Below are 25,235 nucleotides of genomic sequence, written 5' to 3' on the forward strand. Positions count from 1 at the left end.
AAACTCACCTCGGCGGCGGGAGGAAGCGGGCGCGAGCCCGTGGCCGACGGCGGCCGGGCCCATGACCCAGGCCCGGGCCCGGCCGCCGTCTCACGGAGTGCGGTCCGGGGTCAGAGCTTCGACAGCTCGTCGACCAGATCGTCCAGACCCAGCGGCCCCTGTGACAGGGCAGCCATGTGCCAGGCCTTTGCGTCGAACGCGTCGCCGTGCGCCTTGCGGGCATTCTCCCGGCCCAGCAGCCAGGCACGCTCGCCCAGCTTGTAGCCGATGGCCTGACCCGGCATGGACAGGTAGCGAGTCAGTTCGCTCTCCACGAACTCCGCAGGCCGGCCACTGTGATTGCCGAAGAACTCCTGGGCCAGCTCAGGCGTCCACCGCTCGCCGGGACGGAAGGGGGAGTCCGCCGGGATCTCCAGCTCCGCGTGCATGCCGATGTCCACGATCACCCGGCAGGCGCGCATCATCTGCGCGTCCAGGTAGCCGAGGCGGCGCTCGGCGTCGGGCAGGAAGCCCAGCTCGTCCATTAGCCGCTCCGCGTACAGCGCCCAGCCCTCGGCATTGGCGCTGACCATGCCGATCGACGCCTGGTAGCGGGAGAGGCTGTCGGCGACATGCGTCCACTGCGCGATCTGCAGGTGGTGGCCGGGCACGCCCTCGTGGTACCAGGTGGAGACCAGGTCGTACACCGGGAAGCGGGTCTCGCCCATGGTGGGCAGCCAGGTGCGGCCGGGCCGCGAGAAGTCCTCGGACGGGCCCGTGTAGTAGGGAGCCGCGGCGCCGCCGGGCGGTGCGATCCGGGACTCCACCTTCCGTACCCGCTCGGCGAGTTCGAAGTGTGTACCGTCGAGTGCCTCTATGGCCTCGTCCATCAGGCCCTGCAGCCAGGCCTGGACCTCGTCGACACCCTCGATGTGCTTGCCGTGCACGTCGAGATGGGCCAGTGCCTCCCAGGGACCCGCGCCCGGCAGTACCTTCTCGGCCTCGGCCTTCATCTCGGCGAGCAGCCGGTGGTACTCGGACCAGCCGTACGCGTACGCCTCGTCGAGATCCAGATCGGTGCCGTTGAAATAGCGCGACCAGCGTGCGTACCGTTCGCGGCCCACCGTGTCGGGCGCACCCTCGATCTCGGGGGCGTACACATCGCGCATCCAGTCGCGCAGCGCCACCAAGGACGTCGTGGCCTGCCGGGCGGCGTCGTCCAGATCGGCGCGCAGCGCGTCCGGGCCGGGAGCGACGAAGGTCTGGAAGAACCCCGTCCCGTTGTCGCCGACCCACTCCGTCAGCTGGCCGATAAAGGTGGTGGTGGCACGCGGACCGCCGTACAGCTTCCGTTCCAGACCCAGCGCGAGCGACGTGCGGTACCCCTCAAGGGCCGCGGGAACCGCGCGCAGCCGCTCGACGATCGCGGCCCAGTCCTCGTCGGTCTCGGTCGGCGTCACCGTCAGCACCTCACGGACGCTGTGCGCCGGCGAGTGCAGATTGGAGACGGCGCGCAGGCTCTCGTCGGCCTCATGGACGGCGAGCTCCGCCGTCAGCCGCTCGCGCAGCAGGCGGCCGCAGCGGCGCTCGGCATCGCTGTCCGCGCCCGGCAGCTGCTCGGCCGCGTCGAGCTTCACCAGGGTGGTGCGGGCCAGCTCGGCAAGAGCTTCCTGCCCGGCGGGGGAGAAGTCGGGCAGGCGGCTGGAGCTCGCCTCGACACCGAGGTAGGTGCCCGCGATCGGGTCGAGTTCGATGAATGCGTCGACGTAGTCGTCGGCGACCTGGCGGGGCAGCGCGCTGTGCGTAGTGTCTGACATGCGAACATCCTCGTACGGCCAGGGGGCCCGCGTCACTAGCAATCGGCCTCGACGGGCTGTCGCACTTGTGACATTCCTGGTGACCGCACCGGGTCATACGGACGCGGCGGCCGGACTTGATCGTTCCGCCGCGGTGGCCGGTCCCTGTCGTTCGGCGCGGTGGCCGGGCCCGCTCATTCGGCATCCGCGGCCGGTCGGGGCGTCGCGGACGACGGAGGCAGCAGCGGACCGCACTCCCACTGCTGGAATATCAGGCGGGTCTCCACCCGGGCCACCTCGCGCCGCGAGGTGAACTCGTCCAGCACCAGCCGCTGCAGATCCGCGGTGTCCGCGACTGCCACATGGACCAGGTAGTCGTCGGGGCCGGTGAGATGGAAGAGTGCGCGGGACTCCGGCAGCGCCCTGATCCGTTCGACGAACGGGCCGATGAGTTCCCTGCGGTGCGGGCGGACCTGTACCGAGAGGAGCGCCTCCAGACCGCGGCCGAGCCTGGCCGGGTCGAGACGGAGCTGATGGCCGAGAATCACCCCCGAGCGTCGCAGCCGGGTCACCCGGTCCAGGCAGGTCGACGGTGCGACCCCGACCTCCGTGGCCAGCTCACGGTAGGTGGTCCGGGCATCGTTCTGCAGCAGCCGCAGAATGTGCAGATCCACCGGGTCCAGAACGACGGAATCGGTCATTCGTCGAACGTAGCACGGCACTTCACCACGCTGGTCCGGTGAGTGTTCAGAGTGATGACATGGACACCGAAGCCTCGATGCTGCCCTCGACGACACCCCGGTCCAGGGCGCTGGCCACCGAAGCAGTGCACGCCGGACGCGACGACCTCGCTGCACTCGGCCTGCACGCCCCGCCGATCGATCTGTCCACCACCTACCCGTCGTACGACTCCAGGGGGGAGGCGGAACGGATCGACGCCTTCGCCACCACCGGCGCCAAGCCCGACGGACCGCCCGTCTACGCCCGGCTCGACAACCCGACCACGGCCCGATTCGAGACGGCACTCGCCCGGCTCGAAGGGACCGCGAGCGCCGTGTCGTTCGCCAGTGGAATGGCGGCGCTCACCGCCGTCCTGCTGGCCCGCGCGAGCATGGGCCTGCGCCATGTGGTCGCCGTCCGCCCGCTCTACGGGTGCAGCGACCATCTCCTCGGTGCCGGGCTGCTGGGTACCGAAGTCACCTGGACCGATCCGGCGGGCATCGCGGGAGCCATCCGCCCGGACACGGGTCTGGTGATGGTCGAGACGCCGGCGAACCCGACGCTCGCCGAGGTCGACATCCGGGCGATCGCGTACTCCTGCGGGTCGGTGCCGCTGCTGGTCGACAACACCTTCGCCACCCCCGTCCTGCAGCGGCCCGTCGAGCACGGCGCCAGGATCGTCCTGCACAGCGCCACCAAATACCTGGGCGGGCACGGCGATGTGATGGGCGGGGTCGTCGCCTGCGACGAGGAGTTCGCGGCCCGGCTGCGTCAAGTCCGCTTCGCCACCGGCGGGGTGCTGCATCCCATGGCCGGGTATCTGCTGCTGCGCGGGCTCTCCACCCTGCCGGTGCGGGTTCGGGCCGCTTCCACGAGCGCGGCCGACCTGTCCCGCCGGCTGACCGCCGACCCCCGCATCGCCCGGGTCCACTACCCGAAGGTGGGCGGAGCGATGGTCTCGTTCGAGGTGTACGGGGATCCGCACCGGGTGATCTCCGCGGTACGGCTCATCACGCCGGCGGTCAGCCTCGGCAGCGTCGACACCCTGATCCAGCATCCGGCCTCCATCAGCCACCGCATCGTGGATGAGGGAGACCGGCAGGCCGCGGGTGTCGGGGACCGGCTGCTGCGCATGTCGGTCGGCCTGGAGGACGTCGAGGACCTGTGGGCCGACCTGTGTCAGGCGCTCAGCGACCCGCCTGCTCGTACGGCGGCAGGGACCGTACCGGAGTGGCTTCCAGCCGGGCGGTGATGACGAGCGTGCCTTCCTCGATCTGGTAGTCGAGAGGCAGCGCGAGGGCCCGCATCGCGGCGACCATGCCGGTGTTGGACGACTGGGTGACCGCGTAGACGCTCTCGCAGCCGGCCTCGATGGCGAGCGTCACCAGACGGCCCAGCAGCTCGGAGCCGATGCCGCGGCGCTGCCAGTCGTCCTCGACGAGGAGGGCGACCTCGGTCTCGTCGCCGTCCCAGAGGAGGTGGCCGAGGGCGACGAGCCGGCCGGAGGCCGTCTGAACGGCCAGGGTGCGGCCGAACCGGGGGCTCAGCAGGTGGTCCAGATAGCGGTCGGCGTCACGGACCGGGCCGTGGTACCGCAGCCGCAGAGTCTGATCGGAGCAGCGGTCGTGCATGGCTCGGGCGGCTGCCAGGTCGCTCTGGTCCGCGCGGCGCACGGTGATCTCATTGCCCTCGGGGAGTGTGAGCACATGCTCGCTGCGCGGGACGCGGGGGCCGAGCCGCGCGTCGAGCTCGACCAGGGCGCGGGCCCGGGCGAACTCGGTCGGTGTGAACGGCAGATAGGGCCGTTCGATGGTGATCGCACCGCCGGACGGGTCGCGCAGCCGCATCACGGTCTCTTCCAGCACCCCCTCGACCGGCGCGGTCTCGCCGGTGGCGCGGCCGTTGATCGACACGGCAGGGAGCGAGTGGATGGTGCAGCGGCCGAGCAGCTGACGCAGGGCGAGGGGGAGTTCGGCCGCATCCAGGGCCGTGCGCGTGGCGAGGCCCAGAATGCGCGTCGGGGCATCCACCAGATCGTGCGCGTCGGCGCGCTCGATCCAGGTGGAGCTGCCGCCCGCGGCGGAAATGGCCCGGCTCAGCTGCTGCATCTGGAGCGGGGCCGGGGCACGCAGCAGGAACTCGTCGACCGTGCCCTCGGCCAGCGGGTGCGTCTGCAGGGTGAGGATGTCGACCCGGTGCCGGGCGAGCGCGATGCACAGCTCGGCCAGGCTGCCAGGGGTGTCCCGGACAGTGGTCCGCATCCGCCACAGCACCGTCTCCCCGGCGGAGAGGGCAGGGCCTGCGGCAGTGGGCGCGGTCACCGGAGCGACGGCGCCGGCAGTGGTGCCGGTACGTGTCGCGGCGATGAGGTGGTCGGTGGAACGGTCCGGGCCCGAGCGGTCGTGGTCGGCGCTCGGGCCGTCGGCGGTCGGTGGCGGTGCGTGGCTGTGCCGCCGTGCCCACCATGTGTGGAACGTGGCCGTTGCGGTCAGCGCCACGGCCGAGGCGACCAGCAGATACGGCCCGTCCGGCTGGTGCCCGATCAGGTTGGCGATCGCGTCGGCCACCGCGACCGCGGTGAACAGGGCGGCCAGCTCGATCAGGTCCCGCCGCCAGTGGTGGGGACGGCGGGCACTCTTCGCAGATGTCACATCAGTCATGGCACCACTGTGACGGAGCGGTGTTGCCTGATCACGAACGCCTTGTGACTGATGGGTTAAGTGTGGATCTAGTCCCCTATCGCCGGTTTTTGGCGGGTTAACGTCTTGAGTGACTGCGGTTGTGGCGGTGTGTGCGCGGGCTGCGGCAGCTTGTGAACGCCTCGCAGCGGGTGCGGGCAGCGAGTGGCGTGGTGGGGCGGGCCGATTCGGGGCCCGCCCGGTCACCGTGATGCGCCCCCGGTTACAGCGAGGCGCACCCGGTTACGGGACGATGTCCAAGGCCCTCGCCCCCGCACTCTGCTCCCAGGCGGCCTGCGGCCGCACTCACTGTCCGACGCGTCCCGGCTGCAGAACCTTGCTGAACAGCACCGAACCGCCCTGAGCCCGCAGTCGCACGGTCAACTCGCCACTGTCACCGTCGATGTCGACCTCGCCGAAGAACTGCGGCGACTCCATCGGCGACACATTCGCCCGGTCGGGCGCCCGCACGAAGACCCGGTCGGGGCCGAACGTGGTGTCCAGCGCATTGGCCTGGAAACCACCGGCGGCCAGCGGCCCCGACACGAACTCCCAGAACGGCGCGAAGTCCTTGAACGCCGCGCGCTCGGGGGCGTAATGCTGCGCCGATGTGTAGTGCACATCGGCGGTCAGCCAGAGTGTGCCGGTGATCCGGCGGTGCTTGATGAACCGCAGCAGCTCCGCGATCTGCAGCTCGCGGCCGAGCGGAGCACCGGGATCGCCCTGGGCCACCGCCTCGAAGTCCGTCGCACCGTCCGTGACGACAAGTCCCAGCGGCATGTCCGCGGCGATTACCTTCCATACCGCGTGGGACCGCGACAGCTCGCGCTTGAGCCAGTCGAGCTGCTCGGCGCCGAGGATGCCCGTGGTGTCGTCGGGCTGCCGGCCGGGGGAGTTGGCGTTACGGAACGACCGCATGTCGAGGACGAACACGTCGAGCAGCGGGCCGTGCCGCACCACCCGGTGCACCCGGCCGTCGCCGGACGACTCGTGCAGCGTGGACACCGGGAAGTACTCGCGGAACGCCCGCATCGAACGCGCGGCCAGGACGTCGACGTTCTTCTCGGTGTACCGGACGTCGTCCAGGATCTGCCCCGGATACCAGTTGTTGCGCACCTCGTGGTCGTCCCACTGGATGATCGACGGCACCTGTGCGTTGAACTTCCTCAGGTTGTCGTCCAGGAGGTTGTAGCGGAAGTTCCCGCGGTACTCGGCGAGCGTCTCGGCGACCTTCGCCTTCTCCTCGGTGGTGACGTTGCGCCAGATCCGGCCGTCGGGCAGCGTCACACTCGGCTCGATCACCCCGTCCGCGTAGATGTTGTCACCGCTGCAGAGAAAGAAGTCCGGGTCGAGACGGCGCATCTCGTCGTACACCCGGTAGCCGCCGATGTCCGGGTTGATGCCCCAGCCCTGTCCCGCGATGTCGCCGGACCACAGGAAGCGGACCCCGTCACGGCGCCGGGCGGGAGCGGTACGGAACGTCCCGTACACCGGCTCACCTGTCCGGCGCGGATCGTCCGGGTCCGAGAGCGTCACCCGGTAGTGCACCTGCTCGCCCGCGGGGAGCCCGTACAGCGGCGTCGTGCCGGTGAAGTCGGTACCTGAGCCGACCAGAGGCCCGTGCCAGGTGTGCGCCCGCCGGAACGACTCCGTTGCCGAAGTCTCCACGATCATCCGCGCCGGACGGTCCGAACGCACCCAGACCAGGGCGGACGATGCGGTGACATCACCCACCTGAACGCCCCAGGCCGCGCGCGGTCGGCCGGACAGGGCGAAGGCGGGGGCTGCCGTCGCTGCCAAGGGGAGCGTGAGCGCGGCCGAAGCGGCCAGTGAACCGCGGAGCACGGTGCGGCGGTCGGGCGAAGGGATGCGCGGACGGTACGACATGGAGGCGCCTCCGGGGGCAGCGGGACAGAGGTACGGGTGGCCGGTCGACGAGCCCCACTTTTGTGCCCGTCGGCGGCGAGCACGCCAACCTCAGATGAACAGCGGGCCGCGGCACGCGTCGATGACCCGTCCGTGCAGCCCTCGTTGGGCGTTCTGCGGCGCGCCATGCCGCTCGGTGAAGCCGTACCGGAGGCCTCTGCCTGTTCAGCGACTGGTGTCGAGGATGACGCGCGCCACGAGCGCCGGATCGTCGTTCATCGGCACATGCCCGCAGCCGGGCAGCCGCACCAGCCGGGCACCGGGGATGGTGTGCTTGGCTCTGATCCCCTGCCGGCGCAGCAGCAGACGGTCGCGACTGCCCCAGGCGACCGTCACCGGAAGCCCCGGCACATCGTCGGTGAACGCGACAGTCCGTCCGACGGCGAGCGTCTCGTGGAATCCGGCCGCCTCGCGCAGGGCGACGGTCTCCGAGACGACCGCCTCGGGTGAACGGCGGCCGGGTCGCGCGTAGATGGTGCTCGTCAGCGCGGCACGCCCGGCCGCGCTGCGCGAGAGCCCTTCGATCAGAGGCATCGGCATTGCGAGTGCCCCCTGTCGCATGGCCCGCAGCGTCGCGAACGCGTAGCGCCGCTCGCCCTGCGTCCAGAAACCGGCGGGCGACAGCGCCGTCACCGACCGTACGAGCTTCTCGCGGCCCAACTCCAGTGCCAGCAGTCCACCGAGCGAGTTCCCAGCGACGTGCGGCCGGTCCACGCCGAGCGCCTCACAGAACGCGCCGAGCACCGGCACCACGCTCCCCAGGCCGTACGTGACGCCGTCCGGGAGCGCCGGGGAGACGCCGAAGCCGGGCAGATCCACGGCTATGACATCCCGCTCCGGTGCCAGCACGGGCAGTACCGGATCCCAGGCCTGGTGGTGGTGCCCGATGCCGTGGAGCAGCAACAGCGGCGCTCCGGAACCGGTCCGTTCGTACGCCACGGACACGGTCCGCGGACCTTGGGGCGAGTCGACGCTGAACGAGACCGTGCTGGCCATGCTGCTGCTCCCAGGGGTCGGCCGTGAGTGAAAGGGCTGGAATGTCGAGTTCCGCGTAGGGGCGTGCAAGTCGCTTTCGTCGGAGCAATTTAGACGCCTCGTCAACAACAATTACCGCTCGGTAGCCAGCAGTTCAAGGGGGCCGGGCAATTCGTGCTGGACACGGCACGGCGCGTCGGCTGGGATGGAGCGGTGACCACCGACACCGTGACCGACGTCTTCGAGGAACACCGCCCCGTCCTCACCGGGGTCGCCTACCGCATGCTCGGCCGGATCGCCGACGCCGAGGACGTGGTGCAGGAGGCGTGGCTGCGCTGGTCGTCCGCGTCGCGTGACGACGTACGGGAGCCGCGGGCGTTCCTCGTACGGATCACCACCCGCCTCGCCGTCGACCGGCTGCGGCAGTTGCAGTCGCGACGGGAGGCGTACGTCGGACCCTGGCTGCCCGAACCGCTCGTCACCGACTTCGGTTCCGCTGTTCCCGACACCGCCGAGCAGGCTGTCCTCGCCGACTCCGTATCGGTCGCCGTGCTCGTCGTCCTCGAGTCGCTCTCTCCGCTGGAGCGCGCCGTCTTCGTCCTGCGCGAGGCCTTCGGCTTCCCGTACGGGGAGATCGCCACGACCCTCGACCGGACCGAGGCCGCGGTACGTCAGCTCGCCGGGCGTGCCCGGCGGCATGTGGAGGAGCGCAAGCCGCGTTACGACGTCGACCCGGCCCAGCGCCGTGACCTCACGGAACGGTTTCTCGCCGCGGCGGCGGGCGGCGACATCGAGGAGTTGCTGGCGCTGCTTGCCCCCGATGTGCGGCTGGTCGGCGACAGCGGCGGAAAGTCGAAGGCGCCGCTGCGGATCATCGAGAGCCAGGACAAGGTCGGCCGCTTCCTCATGGCCGTCGCCCACGACCAGGCTCCGGGCATGGAGATCCGATTCCTGGAACTCAACGGCGGCCCCGCCCTTCTGGTGCTCTGGGACGGAAAGCCCGATTCTGTCTTCCAGGTCGACATCAGGGACGGTGCCATCCAGTGCATATATATCGTCCGCAATCCTGACAAACTCATCAGCCTGGCTGTCGAATAGCCCGCCCGATCCCGACGCCCGCCCCCGACACCTGGCTCGACCGAAGCCCCACGGACCCATCGGACGTGGGGCTTTGTGCTGCGCGGGTCTCACGGCACCACGAACGTCCTGTGAACGCTCTGCGGCAGATGCCCGTTTCGCTGCGTGACGGAATAAGGATTGGTCTTGACCAAGGGGGTGTGCCGTCCTATGGTCTCAACGTTAAGACAGGAACCTTTAATAAATAACGTCGCGGAATAAGACGCTGGGTGATTGCGGAGGACAGGGTGGGGACCACGCAGCTGGAATCGGTACAGGAGCCGAAGTACTGGCACCTCAAGACCGTGCTCAGTGAGGCACTCGACTCGGACTTTGCGGTGGGAGAGATCCTGCCCAACGAGCGTGAGCTCGCTGCCCGGTTCGGCGTCGCACGGGCCACGCTCCGGCAGGCTCTGGAGCAGCTCGAACTCGAAGGCAGGCTGCAGCGCCGCCGTGGCGTCGGGACCACCGTCGCACCGCCGCGCCTGGGCGTAGCCGTCTCGACCGCGCAGCACGACTGGACGGACGGCGTCGCCGGCGAGGCCTGGCAGGCTGTCGACTCCACGACGGCCGTCGCACCCGCCCCGGTGGTCGCCATGCTCGACGTGGAGAGCGACGAGCCCGTGCACATCGTCCGCCGGATCCGGGTCACCCAGGGACAGTCCGTCGCGGCGGAGTTGCTGTACGTGCCGTCGTCGTCCGTGCCCGAACTGTCGGCGATCGAGGGCCCGTCGGGTCCCACCCGAGCCCGCAGTGTCGTGCGTGAACTGCACCGTCTCGGCCTGGACGGCCAGGACCGTGCGGTGGAGCTCGGTTCGGCCCGTGCGGACGACGCCAAGGAGCTCGACCGCCTCCCCGGCGCACCCGTCCTCGTCGTCACCACCCGCTACCTCGCCGCAGGAGGCACGGCCGCCGTCTCCGTCGCCACCTACCGGGCCGACACCTGCCGGCTCACCTTCGGCGCCTCGGGTGACCTGGAAATCAGCCACCCCGGCCAGGAGCGCAAGGCTTCCTGATACCGGCCGGGCCCGCCGGCCCCGCACACGAACGCGCGGCCCGTCGCACTCAGCGGCGGGCCGTCACCGTGCCCTCCACCGCGAACAGCTGCTCCTCGACATGGTCGAGTGCCAGGCGCAGCGCGCCGGTGGCCACGGCCGCCTCGCCGAGCAGCGACAGCGCGACCCGGGGCGGCCGGAGACAGTAGCGGGCCAGTTCGCCCCGCAGCGGATCAAGGACGCCGTCCAGTCCCGCGGCCCAGCCGCCGACGACCACCAGCTCCGGGTCGAGCGCCAGTACCAGCGCCGCCACGTCGTGCACCAGGCGCTGGATGAACCGGTCGACCGCCGCCATCGCCCGCACGTCACCGTGGCGAGCCTGCGCGAACACCGCGGCGACCGCCTGCTCGTCCAACGGGTCCAGCGGCGTGTCCGTCGTCGACAGCAGCTTCTCCGGAGTGACTCCGCGGCCCAGCAGATGCAGCGCGCCGATCTCGCCCGCTGCCCCACCGAAACCGCGGTGCAGCCGACCGCCGATCAGCGAACCGGCTCCCGGACTCAGCCCCGCAAGGACGAACACGATGTCGTCGGACTCGGTGGCCGCACCCTTCCAGTGTTCCGCCACGGCCGCTGCATTGGCGTCGTTCTCCACCAGGACCGGACACCGGAAGGAGCGCCGCAGCCGCTCACCGAGCGCGAGACCGGTCCAGTCCGGCAGCGCCGTGCCCAGCCGTACCGTCCCGTCGGCCTCCACGATGCCCGGGCTGCCCACCCCGACCGCACGCAGACTGCTCCGGGCCACCCCGGTACGCCGCAGGAGATCGGCGACCACGGCCCTGACCCGGTCGAGCCGGTCATCCGCGCAGGCGGTCTCCGACACCTCGCGTGAACCGGCACCGATGATCCGGCCGTCCAGCCCGGACAGCAGCGCCGAGACGCGGTGCGGACCGATCTCGATGCCGAGCAGATGCCCTGCCTCCGCGCGGAACCGGAACCGGCGGGCAGGCCTGCCCTGACGCCTGGCTTCACCCTCGTCGGGCGCCGCTTCGACGACCAGCCCTGCCTCGAAAAGCCCCTCGACGACGCCTTCCACGGTGGGCCGGGACAGACCCGTGATCCGGGTCAGGTCCGTGAGCGTGGGGGAGTGGGCACCCCTGAGAGCATGAAGCACCACCGCGGAATTGATCCGTCGCAGCAGCGACGGGTCCCCACCGGTCAGCCGGCCCACGGTGATTCCTTCCAGCTCGTGCGCATGTCAGGCGGATCGTACTCGCTGCCCGGAAGCAGGGCGACCGTGGGCCGCGACGGGTTCCGGGCGGGGCCGGCGTCAGCTCGGAGCAACGAACCCGGACTCGTACGCGGCGATCACCGCCTGGGTCCGATCCCTGGCCCCCAACTTGGCCAGCACCGCGCTGACATGACTCTTCACCGTCTCGACGCCGACCACGAGCTTGGCGGCGATCTCCGCATTCGACAGTCCCCGCGCCATCAACCGGAGCACCGCAGCCTCGCGCTCGGTGAGCGATGCCCGCTTCATGACCGCCTTCGCCTTGCTCGTCCCGTACTCGGCGGCGAGCTGCCGGACCGCGGCCGGGAACAGCAGGGACTCGCCCTCGGCGACCAGGCGCACCGCATGCACGATCTCTGCGGGCCGGGCGCGCTTGAGCAGGAAGCCGTCCGCCCCGGCGCGCAGCGCCTCGTACACGTACTCGTCGTTCTCGAATGTCGTCACCACCAGGATCTTCGGCGGATCCGGCACCGTGCGCAGCACCACCCGGGTCGCCTCGATGCCGTCCATCAAGGGCATCCGTACATCCATCGCCACCACATCGGGGCGCAACCTGTGCACCAGCGGGATCACTGCCGCGCCGTCGGCCGCCTCGCCCACCACCTTGATATCGGGCTGAGCCTCAAGGACCGCGCGCAGCCCCGCGCGTACGAGAGGTTCGTCGTCGACCAGAAGAACGGTAACCGGCATCCGGTCAGCCTAGGCGGTCCAGCGGGAGGCTTGCGTGCACCCGCCACTCACCGTCGTACGGGCCGGTCTTGGCCTTACCGCCCAGGAGCGCGGCCCGCTCACGTATGCCCCGCAGCCCGCTTCCGCCCCCGGACGAGCCTGCCGATTCGGTGAGTGGATTCGCCACCTCCAGCTCAAGCCATCCGTCCGCCACCGTGATGCGTACCCGTACGGGGACGGTCCCGGAGTGGCGCAACACATTGGTGAGAGCTTCCTGCAGGATCCGGTAGCCCTCGCGCGACACCGGCCCCGGCACCAGCTCCACCGGACCGGACATCTCGGCATCCACCTTCGCCCCCGAACCGCGCGCCGACTCCAGCAGCCGGTCCGCCTCGGCAAGCGTCGGCCGCTGACTCACCGGTGCGTCCGATTCGCGCAGCACCCGCAGCACCCGCTCCAGATCGTCCAGCGCATCCCGGCCCGTCTCCTCGATCGCGGCCAGTGCCCGCTCGGTGAATTCAGGATCCTTCGCCGCCCGTGCCGCGCCCGCCTGGACGACCGCGACGGTCAAGGCATGCCCGATCGAGTCGTGTAGCTCGCGCGCGATGCGATTACGCTCCAGCAACTGCTCGGTGCGCTCCTCCAGGGCGGTCAGCCGCTCCACCCGCGACTGGCTGAGCAGCCACCGCGCAGCGGCCGTGACCAGCTTGCCGCAGACCACCACGACGGCCAGCAGCACCAGCAGCGGCAACGGCACGAACAGGATGTACCACGAGTGCGGTTCCACCCAGCGGAGCAGCCAATCGCCGCTCGGGCCCGCATCGGTCACGGTGAGCACGAGGTCAACCGCCGTCGCGGGCAGCCACACCGTCGCGAACGTCGCCACGCCGGACAGCAACAACCGCACTTCCAGCCAGGCCACGGTCCGCCAGCGGTCCGCCCAGGTCACCGCTGATGCGGCAGAGATCGATGCGTCCGGACTGCCCCGCTCGTCAGGCGTGAGCAACAACTGTGCCTGGACGCCCTCGGCGAGCCGCATCGCGGGCAGCAGCCCCACCGGCACGGCGAAGACCATCGGCGCCCACGGTGTATCGGGGGAGATGAACAGCCACACGCTGACGACCGCGGTCGGAATGAGCAGATGCAGCCAGCGGGTGTAGGTGACGGATTCGGTCAGCGGACGGAGGAAGCGGCGCATGCTGCCATCGTGTCAGTGACCCCCAGTGCGGCGGCTCCCCCGAGCGAGGGAGGTGATCCCCTCCGGCGGGGGAGGCCAGGAGCCGGGCGTGGCCGCCAGGCTGAGGACATGACCAGCATCGACGTCCATGAGCTCACCAAGGATTACGGGGCCACTCGCGCCGTGGACCGCCTCACGTTCAGCGTGCGACCCGGCCGGGTCACCGGCTTCCTCGGCCCCAACGGCGCCGGCAAGTCCACCACCATGAGACTTGTCCTGGGCCTGGACCGGCCGACGGGCGGCACGGCCACGGTCGGTGGCCGGGCCTACACCACGCTCGACGATCCGCTGCGCCGGGTGGGCGCGCTGCTCGACGCCCAGGCCGCCCACGGCTCGCGGACCGCGCGGAACCATCTGCTGGCTCTCGCCACCAGTAACCGCATAGCTCCCACCAGGGTCGAAGAGGTACTGGAGGAGGCGGGGCTCGGCCGGGTCGGCGGTCATCGGATCAAGACGTTCTCGCTCGGCATGCGACAGCGTCTCGGTATCGCGGCCGCATTGCTCGGCGATCCGGAAGTCGTGATGCTGGACGAGCCGTCGAACGGGCTGGACCCGGAAGGCATCGTCTGGATCCGCGAACTGATGAAGCGGCTGGCCCGCGAGGGCCGCACGGTCCTGGTCTCCAGCCACCTGATGAACGAGACGTCGTCGTTCGCCGACCACCTCGTGGTCCTCGGCCGGGGCAGACTCCTCGTCGACCTGCCGATGCAGGAGTTCCTCGACTCCCGCAGCCGCCCGCGCGTGCGTGTACGCACGACCGAGTCCAGCCGGCTCCGTGACGTGCTGACCCGCAAGGGATACGCGATGTCGCAGGGCGACGACGGGCGCTGGACCGTCGAAGGGGCCAGGGCGGTGGAGATCGGTCCCATAGCCGCCGTCGAAGGCATCCCCATCCTGGAACTCGCCGATGAGCAGGCCACCTTGGAGCAGGCGTATCTCGATCTCACCGCCGACGCGACGGAATTCGCGTCCACAGCAGCCTCACCCACCACTCGTCAGGAGGCCTGACCGTGTCGACCCTCGCAGTGCTCCGATCCGAGTGGATCAAGATCCGGTCGGTGCGGTCCGTGGCCGGCTCCCTGATCGCGGTCTTTCTGGCGACACTCGCCGTCACCGTGCTCGCGTTCGCCACCGTCGGCCAGGCCGAGGCGGACAACCCGGGTGCCGATCCGGTCTTCGGCGCCTTCTACGCCCTGAACTTCGGCCAGATCGCGGCCATCAGCTTCGGCGCGACCGCGCTCTCCTCGGAGTACCTGAACGGTGCCCTGCGGGTATCGCTTGCCGCAGTGCCGCGCCGCGACCTCTTCTACGCAGCGAAAATGACCCTCGTCGGTGCACTCGCCCTGGTCATCGGGCTCGTCACCAGCTTCACCGCTTTCCTGGTGGGGCAGTTGTTCATGGGGAAGTACGCGATCGGCCTGGGGGAGCCCGGAGCCCTGCGAGCTGCTCTCGGCGGAGGGATATATCTGGCCCTGATGGCCCTGCTCGCGGCCGGCCTGACGGCCTTGCTGCGCAGCGCCGTCGCCGTCCTCGGTCTGCTCATCCCGTTCATCCTGATCGTCTCCTTCGTGGTCGGAGACATCGCGGGCGGCGTCGCGCAGTATCTGCCCGACCGGGCAGGGCAGTTGGTGCTGCAACAGAATCCGGAGGGGAGCCTCGGGCCGTGGACGGGCCTTGCGGTCACAGCGGCCTGGGCGGGCGCCGCGCTGCTGACGGGCTGGTGGGCGATGCGGCGCAGGGACGCCTGAGGGCCGGACTGCCCACTGTCAGAGCCCTGGTGGGGTGCGGCGTCGCGAGGCGGCTGAAAACCCCTCAAGGCTCAGGCCAGGGGAGTGATTGTCAGTGCCGGGCGGTTTACTGGCGGTATGACGACCGCACATCACCTCCGCCTCATCGACGGGATGCGCGCCCGGGACTTCCCCGCGGAGCGCATCCGGTCGGGCTCAGGAGTCAGCGGGCCCGGTTACCACATGGTGTCCTTGCATGCGGACGACGAGCATTGGGATGACGACGAGGCGGGGCGTCTGGAGCACCGGGCACAGTGTCTCGCGGAGCACGACGCGTTGCTGACGCTGCTCGCGGGGCGCTGGGGTGAGCCGCAGATGATCAGTCTGTGGAGTGCGCAGGAGCGGATGATGGCAGGCGAGGAGATACCGGAGCCCTGGACCGATCCGGTCGCCGGATGTGAATTCCTGAAACTCTGGCGCGTCGAGGACCGGTGGATCGCGATGGGACTTCATCTGCAGGAGGAGGGCCCCGGCTGCGAACTGAGCGTCCTGGTGACGGAGATCGATCCGCCCTGACCTGCGACGGTGCCCTTCCGGGTCCGAGCGGTGCGAGCGGTCCCAGGGGCCTGAATCGTCCGAGCGGTTCGAGTCTCAGGCCGAATGACGGGGGCCGGCCGAGTCGACGGCCGCGCGGAGGCGCCCGTACTCCTCGGCCATGGTCTGAGCGGTCCAATGAGCATTCAGACCGCTGGGGTTGGGCAGGACCCAGACCCGAGCACCGCCGATCGTGCTGTCCTGCGGGCCGATCTGCGCGCGTCGGTCACCGAAGGCGGTCCGGTAGGCCGTGACGCCCACGACGGCGAGCCACTGAGGTCGCAGCCGCTCGACCTTGGCCGCCAGGATGACACCGCCCTCGCGGAACTCCGCGGCCGCCAGTTCGTCGGCGCGCGCCGTGGCGCGGGCCACCACATTGGTGATGCCCAGGCCGTGGTCCAGCAGCTCGCTCTGTTCCGATGGCTTCAACTGGCGCGGGGTGAAGCCAGACAGGTGGAGCACCGGCCAGAAGCGGTTGCCGGGGCGGGCGAAATGATGCCCCGTGGCGCCGGTCATCAGGCTCGGGTTGATTCCGCAGAACAACACACGCAGGCCACCCGCGACCACATCGGGAACGGTGCGGTCGCGGGCGGCCTGGAGCTCTTCGGGTGTCATCCGGTTGTGGTTCCGGCCGTCAGAGGATGGAGCCCGGCGTGTATCCGGCGGCCTCCGGGTGCTGCTTGGTGATCTCCTCGATCCGGGCGACGAGCGCGGTGACCTGGTCGGCCGCCGCTCCCGTGAAGGAGAGCTTGTCGGCCATCAGGGCGTCGAGCTGGGCGCGGTCCAGCGGGATGCGGTCGTCGGCAGCCAGCTTGTCCAGCAGCTGGTTGCGCTCCGTGCCCTGCTCGCGCATGGCCAGGGCGGAGGCGACCGCGTTCTCCTTGATCGCCTCGTGGGCGACCTCGCGGCCGACACCGGCGCGGACGGCACCCATCAGCACCTTGGTCGTGGCGAGGAACGGCAGGTACCGGTCCAGTTCGCGGGCCACGACCGCGGGGAACGCCCCGAACTCGTCGAGCACCGTGAGGAAGGTTTCCAGCAGACCGTCGAACGCGAAGAAGGCGTCCGGGAGCGCCACCCGGCGGACCACGGAGCAGGACACATCGCCCTCGTTCCACTGGTCGCCCGCCAGCTCACCGGTCATCGAGGCGTAGCCGCGGAGGATCACCATCAGACCGTTGACACGCTCGCAGGAGCGGGTGTTCATCTTGTGCGGCATCGCGGACGAGCCGACCTGACCCGGCTTGAAGCCCTCGGTGACCAGCTCGTGCCCGGCCATCAGCCGGATGGTCTTCGCGACGGACGAGGGTGCGGCGGCCAGCTGCACCAGCGCGGTCACCACGTCGTAGTCGAGCGAGCGGGGGTAGACCTGGCCGACAGAGGTGAAGGCCTGCCCGAAGCCGAGATGGCCGGCGATGCGCTGTTCCAGCTCGCCGAGCTTCGCGGCGTCGCCGCCCAGCAGGTCGAGCATGTCCTGCGCCGTGCCGACGGGGCCCTTGATGCCGCGCAGCGGGTAGCGGCCCAGCAGGTCCTCGAGCCGTCCGTACGCCACGAGCAGCTCGTCCGCGGCGGTGGCGAAGCGCTTCCCGAGGGTGGTCGCCTGGGCGGCGACATTGTGGGAACGACCGGCGATGACCAGCTCGCTGTACTCGCCGGCCAGCCTGCCGAGCCGGGCCAGGACGGCCACCGTGCGGTCACGCATCAGCTCGAGCGAGAGCCGGATCTGCAGCTGCTCGACGTTTTCGGTGAGGTCGCGGGACGTCATGCCCTTGTGGACCTGCTCGTGCCCGGCGAGAGCGTTGAACTCTTCGATCCGTGCCTTCACGTCGTGCCGGGTGACCTTCTCACGCTCGGCGATGGACGACAGGTCGACCTGGTCGAGGACGCCCTCGTAGTCGGCGAGGGCGGCGTCGGGCACCTCGATCCCGAGGTCCTTCTGAGCGCGCAGCACCGCCAGCCACAGCTGGCGCTCCAGCTTCACCTTCTGCTCGGGGGACCAGAGGACGGCCAGCTCGGTGGAGGCATAGCGGCCGGCCAGGACATTGGGGATGCGAGGCTTCGCAGACACAGCAGTCACGTGTCCAGATTCTACTGGCGGTTTCTGCAGGCCAGCGCCGCGGCCCGGTTTGTGGCTTACTACGAACGCGGTCGCTCGTGCGAGGGTAGGCCGCCCGGACCTCGGCTTCGGGGCTTTCGGTATGGCTCAGCATGCTCCGCAGCCCGCGTTCTTCCGGGTGGCTGGCCCGCCGGCTTCAGGAACGCGCGGTCCGCCCCCTGCGGAGGCCGTACGCAGCCACACCGAGCAGCGCAACTGCTGCGCCCGACAGCACCGACGGCACGGGAAGGGTGACAGCGAGGACCAGGCAGCCGGCCAGACCGAGGACCGGAACCGCGCGCAAGGGGCGGCCCTCGGCCGGTGTGAGGGTGAGGGCGGCTGCGTTGGCGATGGCGTAGTACAGCAGCACACCGAAGGAGGAGAACCCGATCGCGCCACGGACATCGCCGGTGGCGGCGACGAGAGCGGCGACCGCGCCCACGGCGACTTCGGCACGGCGCGGGACGCCGAAACGGGGATGGACGGCGGCCAGGGCGTGCGGCAGGTGGCGGTCGCGGGCCATCGCCAGCGTCGTACGGGAGACCCCGAGCAGCAGCGCGAGCAGCGAACCGAGCGCGGCGACCGCCGCACCTGCGCGGACCACCGGCACCAGTCCGGGGGCGCCGGCGGCACGGACGGCCTCCGCCAGAGGTGCTGTGGCATCGGCCAGCCGGGCGGGCCCGAGTACCGACAGCACCGCCACGCCGACGGCCGCGTACACGATCAGTGTGATCCCGAGAGCCACGGGGACGGCTCGTGGGATCGTGCGAGCCGGTTCCCGGACCTCCTCGCCCAGCGTGGCGATGCGGGCATATCCGGCGAAGGCGAAGAACAGCAGCCCAGCGGCCTGCAGCACTCCGCTCACCGTGGCGTCGGAACCCGGCGCCAGTCGGGACGCCTGGACGACGCCGCCGGTGAGGCACGCGGTGACGACGGCGGCGAGGACCGCGAGGACCACGGCCACGATCACCACGGTCAGCCATGCGGACTTCTGGACCCCCAGACAGTTCACGGCAGTGAGCGCCACCACCGCGCCGACCGCCACCGCATGGGCCTGCCCCGGCCAGGCGTAGGCGCCGACGGTCAGAGCCATGGCCGCGCAGGAGGCCGTCTTTCCGACGACGAAACTCCAGCCTGCCAGGTAGCCCCAGAAGTCGCCCAGACGCTCACGCCCGTAGACGTACGTGCCGCCGGAGGCCGGATAGCGGGCCGCGAGCCGCGCCGACGACGTGGCGTTGCAGTACGCCACGACCGCGGCCACCGCCAGACCGATCAGGAGCCCCGAACCTGCCGCGCGGGCGGCCGGAGCGAGCGCGGCGAAGACACCTGCTCCGATCATCGAGCCCAGGCCGATGACCACCGCATCGAAGACTCCCAGGCGACGCCTCAGTCCGTCGCCGCCCGCGCCGCCGTCCACACCACCGCCCACCGCTCCGGCCGTCACATCCACCCCGCGCATCTCCTCTGCCTCACCTGCACCGCAGTACCGGCGCACCGTACAGAGCCAAGGTGACGAGACGGTGGCCGACTGGCGCATGACATGACCGAAGCCCCTCGGGTCAGGCCGAGAGGCTTCGGTGTCTGTGTCCGGTGCGGGACCGGGGAGTTACGGTGCCAGAGCCAGTCCGATCCGGATCCCGGTGGATGAACCGAGTGCCGATACCCCGTAGTAGAGGCCGGTGTCCGTCTTGATTCCCGAGGTACTGGTGTTGTCGATCTGCAGGATCGTGCCGTTGTCGGCATCCTCGCCGTCTGCGCCGATCGCGATGTCCGCCCGGCTGTAGCCGGAGAGGTCGGTGAGGGACACGGACGAGCCGAGGCGGTCGTTGGGTTCGGTGGCGCCGGGGATGCCCGTGGTGTCCTGGCTGTATCCGACTGCCCCGGTGCCGGTGGGGCCGGTGGCGGAGCCGCGGATCAGGAAGACCTGTCCGGCGTTGCTCTCGTTCACCCCGCTGCGGGTGATGTCCTCGCCCGGCGCGCCGGTGAGAATGTCGCCGTACCCGTCGAGGTCGACATCGCCGATGGAGACGGACGCTCCCATGTCGTCGCCGGTCTCGCCGCCGCCCGGTACACCGGTGGTGTCCTGGTGGATCGTCTTGCGGCCGGTCGAGGTCAACCCGGTGGCCGAGCCGAACACGGCCGTGACCGCGCCGCCCTTGGCGGTGTGCCCGGACTCGGTGGCGGACGGCTGGCCGACCGCCAGGTCGGTGGCGCCGTCGCCGTTGATGTCACCGGCGGCCAGCGAGCGTCCGCCGCGGGCGTCGAGGATGCCGACGCGCTGGAGTCCGGTGGTGGACCCCTTCAGCCACAGCAGGCGTCCGATGCCGCCCGGGTCGCGGTAACTGACGGCGGCATCCGCGTAGCCGTCCTTGTTGAAGTCGCCGGTGACCGCGGCCGCGTAGCCCACAGCAGCGGTGTACGCGGCGGTGTTCAGGTAACCGGACTTGGCCGAACCGGTCTTGCCGTCCCAGGCCCACCAGCGGCCGGGCTTGCCCGGCGCGACGGAGAAGACGTCCGCCTTGCCGTCGGCATTGAAGTCGCCCGCGGTGACGGTCGTGCCGAGCTTCTCGCCGCCGATCCGGCCCGAAGCGGTGACCGAATAGCTCTTGCCGGTCGTGAGGGCGGGGCCGTACATCACGACGACCGTGCCGTTGTCGGCCTGCGCGATGTCCTCGCCGGGCCCACCGATGACCAGGTCGGCGTACCCGTCGCCGTTCACGTCGCCCCAGGCGTTGGACGAGCCGAACAGATCGCCCGCCTCGGAGCTGCCGGGCACCCCCGCACTGCTCTGGTTCAGCGTCCGCTTCGCCGTCGAGCTCGGGCCGTCCTCGGTGCCGGGCAGCACGGTGACGCTTCCGCTGCTGCTCGCCGCCTTCGGGAGGCCGGCGACCAGGTCGGTGATGCCGTCCCGGTTGAAGTCGGTGGTCGGGATCGCGGCGTTGCGGGTGCCGTTGGTGGCGTACGTCCGGATCGCACCGAGCTTGGCGTACAGGTTCGCGCCGGGGCATGCGGTGGCGAAGCCGTCGCGGTGTCCGGCGATGGTGTTGAACGCGACGTCACCGTCGGGTCGGGTGGCTCCGTCGGAGTCGGTGACGAGGCGGGTCAGCGTCACCTTGGCGGTGGGGCTCACACCGTACTGGCCGAGTTTCCACGCGGCGATGCGTGCCGCGGACTGGAGCGCGGCCGGCGTCGGCTTGCCCGTCTCGAAGTTGCCGAGCAGGGAGATGCCCGTCGAGTAGGAGTTGAAGCCGTATGTGTGCGCGCCCTTCACCGGGAGATCGGTGCCGCCGGCGCGGCCCTCGAAGATCTGGCCGCACTTGTCGACCAGGAAGTTGTAGCCGAGGTCGTTCCAGCCTTCGGTCTTCACGTGGTACGTCATGATCGCGCGGACCATCGCGGCAGAGTCGCCACAGCTGTAGTTGTTCGTGTCGACGGTGTGGTGGATGAAGACCGCCTGCACCTTGTCGATGTACTCGGGCGGATCCTCGACCATCGACTCGTCGGCGCCCCACTGGGCGCGGCTGATGATCGGCGGCCGGTTGACGGTCGACGGCGGCGCGGTGGGTACGGGGGTGGGGGTGGCCGTGTCCGTGGGGGTGGCCGTTGCGGTACCCGTCGGGGTGCCCGTTGCCGTCTCCGTCGGGGTGCCGGTGGCGGTCTCCGTGGGTGCGGCGGTCACCGTGGCCGACGGCGATGCGGGATCGGTCGGCGTGGCGGTGTCCGTGGGAGCGTCGGCCGTGTCCGACACGGTGGGAGTCGGCGTCCCCTCCAGTGCGAACGCCGCGTTCTCCGGACCGCTGGGTGCGAGGGTCGCCTCCGCCGGGTTCCTGGACTCGGCCTTGCTGACCCCGGGATCGACCATGTGCAGCTTCAGGTTCTTCGGCAGTGCCTTGCCCGACCGGCCCGACCCCACCTTCACCTGCACGGCGTCCGACGCCCCGACCCACATCGGCTCGGTGGCCCGGTCGGCGGCTGCCAGCTCCCGCCCGTCCGGCCCGTCGGCCGACACCTCCAGCTCGCGCCAGGGCGACCACTTACCGGTCCCGGCAGCTCGCGTACGCACTTCGGCGGTGCCGTCGACCTTGGCCGCGCCGTCCCAGCCGATGCCGACCATCGAGAACGCCGCGGTGTTCGTAGCCGGCAATTGCCGCTCCGTGACCGTGCCGCCGTCAATCGCGACCGACCGCAGCTTCGCCGGTCGAACCTCCGGCCCCCTGGGTCCGGCGGGGCCGTCGGACGGGTTGGCTATCGCCACCGTCATCACTCCGGCCCCACCGAGAACGACAGCGCCGACGGTCAGCCAGGCGCGGCGTTTCAGGCTCATCGGTCTGTACGCATGCGACGTGCGCGGGCTCAAATGCCCCACCCCTCAGAGAAGTTTGCTGGAGACACACCCGTCACACGGGCGGCCTGGTGTACCCAGCGCACTCGGGGTTCGAAACGTCACACGGTTCGGCGAAGTGTGCTGTGAGTCACATGACTTGTCGGGCTCTTGAGGTTTCCAGGCACCGGGGTGTGCCCTCCTGGCTGTGATTCACGTCCGCCCCGGTAGTGACGGGCCCGGTCGGTGCCTTCGGCGTTGCGGATCCCCTTGCTGTGACATTTCTGTGCGTCGTCACGCAGAAGTAGTCGAGAGGCTCGCGTGCCCGGGGGCATGGGCACCGTGAGCGGTGCCGGGGCGGTGCGCGGCCGACGCAGTCGGTACGAAGAGGAAAGTGTGACCAAGGGCGGGGAACAGCACCGCGGGCAAGTGGACGACGCCGAGCTCGGCGCTGCGGTGGAGCTGGCCCAGCGGGGGGACGAGGAAGCCTTCGCGGTGGCGTACCGGATGGTCCATCCCGGGCTGCTCGGCTACGTACGGGGCCTGGTCGGTGAGGACGGCGAGGACGTGGCCTCCGACGCCTGGCTGGAGATCTCCCGCGATCTCGGTCGGTTCCGCGGAGACGGAGCCGGGTTCCGCGGCTGGACCGCGACGATCGCCCGGCACCGGGCGCTGGACCATCTGCGCAGACAGAAGCGGCGGCCGCGCACCGCATTCCTGGAGCAGGACGTCCTCGAACTGCCCAGTGGTCAGGACACGGCCGCGGCCGCCCTGGAAACGCTCTCCACCGAGCAGGCGCTCGCGCTCATCGGACAGTTGCCGCGGGAGCAGGCGGAAGCCGTCCTGCTGCGCGTCGTCGTCGGTCTCGACGGCCCCGCGACGGCGCGCGTGCTCGGCAAGCGAGCCGGGGCCGTACGCACCTCCGCCCACCGTGGACTGAAGCGACTGGCCGAGCGCATGACCTCGGCGGGGTCGGGCACTGTGACGTCTGCGGCGCGACGCACGCTGAGAGATGAGACATGAGAGATGAAACGCAGCGGGCGGCCGGAATGCCGGTAGCCCCCGAAGTGGCCGCCCTGCTGACAGCCGCGCAGCGCGTCGGGGACACCGGCCCCGTCGCCGAGAAGCGGGCACTCGATGCGTTCCGGGCGGCGCGCGACGAGGGCGCGCACGCACCGGTGTCAGCGCTGCGGCGCCGTCGGCGCGACGACTGGCGTCCGGTCGAGCGGTGGCGCGGGGTGCGCTCGATCCGGGCCGTCGTCGCCGGCCTCGTGGCGGTGGTGGCGCTGGGTGGGGTCGCGATGGCCGCCGGCTCGGGGACGATGCCGGGACCGTTCGGTGAGGGCGGCCACGACCGGCCGCACCCCGCACCCCCCGCGAACGGCGGGCCCGCGAAGCCCGGCGGCAGTCATGGAAGTACGCCGACGCCGCGCGCGGACCGTACGCAGCAAGGGCCGAAGGCCACCGGGCGTGCTTCCAGCCACCCCGACCAGGCCCAGGACGATACGGCGCTCTGCCGTGCGTACCGCCACGTGCAGGACAGCGGGAAGGCCGCGGACGCGACGGCCTTCGACCGGCTGGCGTCGGCGGCCGGTGGCGCGTCGGCGGTGCCGGACTACTGCGACGGCCTCCTCGTTGCTCAGCCATCGAAGGGGAACGGGACCGGCAAGAAGGAGAAGCCGGAAGCGACGCCGGCGGCCCCGGAAGCGGCGAAGGGAACAGGGAAGAACACCGGGGGCAACTCCGACGCATGCTGAGCCCGGACCCGTCGGTGCGGACGCAGGACATCGCGGAGTCCAGTGTGCCCCGAGCCCAACAGCGGAACGGCGCACGCCCTGTGACGCTCCGCCCCCGCGGGTACCCACGCGACAGCTAATCCGGGAGGCGGCACCGGCGAGCCGCCACCGCTCCCGGACGCCTCGTCAATAGGGTCGCCCGGACTCGTACGTCCGGGATTGGTGTCGCCGTGAAGCCGTCCATCTGCCTGTGCATGATCGTCAAGAACGAGGCCCATGTCATCGAGCGCTGCCTCGCCTCCGTTCGCGACCTGATCGACACCTGGGTGATCTCCGACACCGGTTCGAGCGACGGAACACAGCAGCTGATCCGTGCCGCCCTCGACGGCATCCCGGGCGAGCTCCATGAGGAGCCCTGGGTGGACTTCGGTCACAACCGGACCCTGAACATCAGGCACGCCCACGCCAAGGCCGACTATCTGCTCCTTCTCGACGCCGATCTGGTGATCCACAGGAAGGGGCCGCTGCCCCCGCTGACCGCCGACTCGTACCTGCTGCGGCACGAGGGCGCGACCGAGTGCCGCGTCAAGCGTCTGGTACGCGGCGACATCGCGTGGCGGTACGAAGGCGTCACCCATGAGTACCTCACCTCCGACCAGCGCGACGACCGGCGGACTCTCGACGCGCTCGTCATCGAGGACCACGCCGACGGGGGGACGCGGCACGACAAGTACGAGCGGGATGTGCGCCTGCTCGGTGCCGAAATCGAGCGCGACCCCGACAACGCCCGGACCGTCTTCTATCTGGCGCAGACCATGCGGGATCTCGGCGAGAGGGACAAGGCGATCGCCCTGTACGAGCGCCGCGCGCGGATGGGCGGCCCGGGCGAGGAGGTGTACTGCTCGCTGCTGCAGGCCGGGATCCTCAAGGCGGATGCCGACGACTGGCCGGCCGCCATGGACGCGCTCTCGCGCGCCTGGGAGTCGCGGCCGCAACGGCTCGAGGCGTGCTACGAACTCTCCTCGCGGCTGCGCGGCCTCGGCCGCCACCGCGCCGCGCACGCGTTCGTCTGCGCCGGGCTCGACCGGGAACCGCCGGACGACCTGTTGTTCGTCCAGCCGTGGGTGTACCGATGGGGGCTGCTCTTCGAGTACTCGATCACCGCCTACCGGGTCGGCGACATCGACGGTTCGCTCAGAGCCTGCGACCGGCTCCTGTCGATGCCGGACCTCCCTGAGGCCCATCGCAGGCAGGCGCTCACCAACCGCGAGTTCGCCGAACAGCGTCAGGCCACCCGCAACGCGTCATGGGCATCACCCCCGGACTGGCGGCGGGGCCCACACCTCAGTGACAACAGCTGCAGCACCTGTCACGCCTGACATC

21 protein-coding genes are annotated in these 25,235 nt (G+C 70.5%); 9 read left to right on the forward strand and 12 right to left on the reverse strand.

Going from position 1 to position 25,235, the window contains the following annotated elements; translation table 11 throughout:
* Window positions 1-110: 110 nt before the first annotated feature.
* Entirely contained in the window at window positions 111-1,796 is a 1,686-nt protein-coding gene (locus tag OHB49_RS35070; RefSeq protein ID WP_329164906.1) for a DUF885 domain-containing protein, read from the reverse strand.
* A 173-nt stretch (window positions 1,797-1,969) separates the two neighbouring features.
* The gene (locus OHB49_RS35075) at window positions 1,970-2,476 is read right to left on the reverse strand and encodes an Lrp/AsnC family transcriptional regulator (RefSeq protein WP_030976363.1); all 507 of its coding nucleotides are present in this window, start codon (window positions 2,474-2,476) and stop codon (window positions 1,970-1,972) included.
* A 59-nt stretch (window positions 2,477-2,535) separates the two neighbouring features.
* Here OHB49_RS35075 and OHB49_RS35080 point away from each other — a divergent pair, with 59 nt between their 5' ends.
* Window positions 2,536-3,747: a trans-sulfuration enzyme family protein gene (locus OHB49_RS35080; RefSeq protein WP_329164908.1), complete on the forward strand. Its 1,212-nt coding sequence runs from the start codon at window positions 2,536-2,538 to the stop codon at window positions 3,745-3,747.
* Here the strand turns inward: OHB49_RS35080 and OHB49_RS35085 are convergent.
* From OHB49_RS35085 to OHB49_RS35095, 3 genes are all read right to left on the reverse strand, one after another.
* Complete coding sequence (locus OHB49_RS35085) at window positions 3,683-5,146, reverse strand: GNAT family N-acetyltransferase (protein ID WP_329166738.1); 1,464 nt, start codon at window positions 5,144-5,146, stop codon at window positions 3,683-3,685. The genes OHB49_RS35080 and OHB49_RS35085 overlap by 65 nt on opposite strands.
* Before the next feature lie 333 nt (window positions 5,147-5,479).
* Entirely contained in the window at window positions 5,480-7,060 is a 1,581-nt protein-coding gene (locus OHB49_RS35090) for an alkaline phosphatase D family protein (protein WP_329164910.1), read from the reverse strand.
* A 204-nt stretch (window positions 7,061-7,264) separates the two neighbouring features.
* Window positions 7,265-8,095, reverse strand: a complete 831-nt coding sequence (locus OHB49_RS35095; RefSeq protein WP_329164912.1) for an alpha/beta fold hydrolase — start codon at window positions 8,093-8,095, stop codon at window positions 7,265-7,267.
* Between the two features lie 192 nt (window positions 8,096-8,287).
* Here OHB49_RS35095 and OHB49_RS35100 point away from each other — a divergent pair, with 192 nt between their 5' ends.
* Window positions 8,288-9,172 carry an RNA polymerase sigma-70 factor gene (locus tag OHB49_RS35100; protein ID WP_329164914.1) on the forward strand — a complete coding sequence of 295 codons (885 nt, stop codon included), beginning with the start codon at window positions 8,288-8,290 and terminating at the stop codon, window positions 9,170-9,172.
* Window positions 9,173-9,438: 266 nt separating this feature from the next.
* Window positions 9,439-10,206, forward strand: a complete 768-nt coding sequence (locus tag OHB49_RS35105) for a GntR family transcriptional regulator (protein WP_030976374.1) — start codon at window positions 9,439-9,441, stop codon at window positions 10,204-10,206.
* Window positions 10,207-10,255: 49 nt separating this feature from the next.
* On the opposite strand, the gene OHB49_RS35110 is transcribed toward OHB49_RS35105, so the two are convergent.
* The 3 genes from OHB49_RS35110 to OHB49_RS35120 all read right to left on the reverse strand — a co-directional run bounded on the left by OHB49_RS35110 (window position 10,256) and on the right by OHB49_RS35120 (window position 13,340).
* Window positions 10,256-11,413: an ROK family protein gene (locus OHB49_RS35110; RefSeq protein WP_329164916.1), complete on the reverse strand. Its 1,158-nt coding sequence runs from the start codon at window positions 11,411-11,413 to the stop codon at window positions 10,256-10,258.
* A gap of 99 nt (window positions 11,414-11,512) precedes the next feature.
* Window positions 11,513-12,163, reverse strand: coding sequence for a response regulator transcription factor (locus OHB49_RS35115; RefSeq protein WP_329164917.1), 651 nt, complete (start codon window positions 12,161-12,163; stop codon window positions 11,513-11,515).
* A gap of 4 nt (window positions 12,164-12,167) precedes the next feature.
* Entirely contained in the window at window positions 12,168-13,340 is a 1,173-nt protein-coding gene (locus OHB49_RS35120; RefSeq protein WP_329164918.1) for a sensor histidine kinase, read from the reverse strand.
* Between the two features lie 108 nt (window positions 13,341-13,448).
* On the opposite strand from OHB49_RS35120, the gene OHB49_RS35125 reads away from it, so the two are divergent.
* The 3 genes from OHB49_RS35125 (at window position 13,449) to OHB49_RS35135 (ending at window position 15,682) form a co-directional block, all read left to right on the forward strand.
* Complete coding sequence (locus OHB49_RS35125) at window positions 13,449-14,387, forward strand: ABC transporter ATP-binding protein (RefSeq protein WP_329164919.1); 939 nt, start codon at window positions 13,449-13,451, stop codon at window positions 14,385-14,387.
* Window positions 14,384-15,127: an ABC transporter permease gene (locus tag OHB49_RS35130; protein ID WP_329166740.1), complete on the forward strand. Its 744-nt coding sequence runs from the start codon at window positions 14,384-14,386 to the stop codon at window positions 15,125-15,127. The genes OHB49_RS35125 and OHB49_RS35130 overlap by 4 nt, the downstream gene beginning before the upstream one ends.
* A gap of 117 nt (window positions 15,128-15,244) precedes the next feature.
* Window positions 15,245-15,682 (forward strand): hypothetical protein, encoded by a 438-nt coding sequence (locus tag OHB49_RS35135; RefSeq protein ID WP_329164921.1) that lies wholly within the window; start codon window positions 15,245-15,247, stop codon window positions 15,680-15,682.
* 75 nt (window positions 15,683-15,757) lie between these two features.
* Here the strand turns inward: OHB49_RS35135 and mug are convergent, their stop codons facing one another.
* From mug to OHB49_RS35155, 4 genes are all read right to left on the reverse strand, one after another.
* Window positions 15,758-16,315: a G/U mismatch-specific DNA glycosylase gene (gene mug, locus OHB49_RS35140; RefSeq protein WP_030976388.1), complete on the reverse strand. Its 558-nt coding sequence runs from the start codon at window positions 16,313-16,315 to the stop codon at window positions 15,758-15,760.
* Between the two features lie 19 nt (window positions 16,316-16,334).
* A complete protein-coding gene (gene purB, locus OHB49_RS35145; protein WP_329164924.1) occupies window positions 16,335-17,777 on the reverse strand; it encodes an adenylosuccinate lyase in 1,443 nt (480 codons plus the stop codon).
* Between the two features lie 175 nt (window positions 17,778-17,952).
* A complete protein-coding gene (locus OHB49_RS35150; RefSeq protein WP_329164925.1) occupies window positions 17,953-19,245 on the reverse strand; it encodes an APC family permease in 1,293 nt (430 codons plus the stop codon).
* A 156-nt stretch (window positions 19,246-19,401) separates the two neighbouring features.
* Window positions 19,402-22,119 (reverse strand): FG-GAP-like repeat-containing protein, encoded by a 2,718-nt coding sequence (locus tag OHB49_RS35155; RefSeq protein WP_329164926.1) that lies wholly within the window; start codon window positions 22,117-22,119, stop codon window positions 19,402-19,404.
* 393 nt (window positions 22,120-22,512) lie between these two features.
* On the opposite strand from OHB49_RS35155, the gene OHB49_RS35160 reads away from it, so the two are divergent.
* The 3 genes from OHB49_RS35160 (at window position 22,513) to OHB49_RS35170 (ending at window position 25,231) form a co-directional block, all read left to right on the forward strand.
* Complete coding sequence (locus OHB49_RS35160; protein WP_329164927.1) at window positions 22,513-23,139, forward strand: RNA polymerase sigma factor; 627 nt, start codon at window positions 22,513-22,515, stop codon at window positions 23,137-23,139.
* Complete coding sequence (locus tag OHB49_RS35165) at window positions 23,136-23,873, forward strand: hypothetical protein (protein WP_329164928.1); 738 nt, start codon at window positions 23,136-23,138, stop codon at window positions 23,871-23,873. The genes OHB49_RS35160 and OHB49_RS35165 overlap by 4 nt, the downstream gene beginning before the upstream one ends.
* Before the next feature lie 209 nt (window positions 23,874-24,082).
* A complete protein-coding gene (locus OHB49_RS35170; RefSeq protein ID WP_329164929.1) occupies window positions 24,083-25,231 on the forward strand; it encodes a glycosyltransferase in 1,149 nt (382 codons plus the stop codon).
* Window positions 25,232-25,235: the final 4 nt, after the last annotated feature.

This window comes from Streptomyces sp. NBC_01717 (genome assembly GCF_036248255.1).
Lineage (GTDB): Bacteria > Actinomycetota > Actinomycetes > Streptomycetales > Streptomycetaceae > Streptomyces.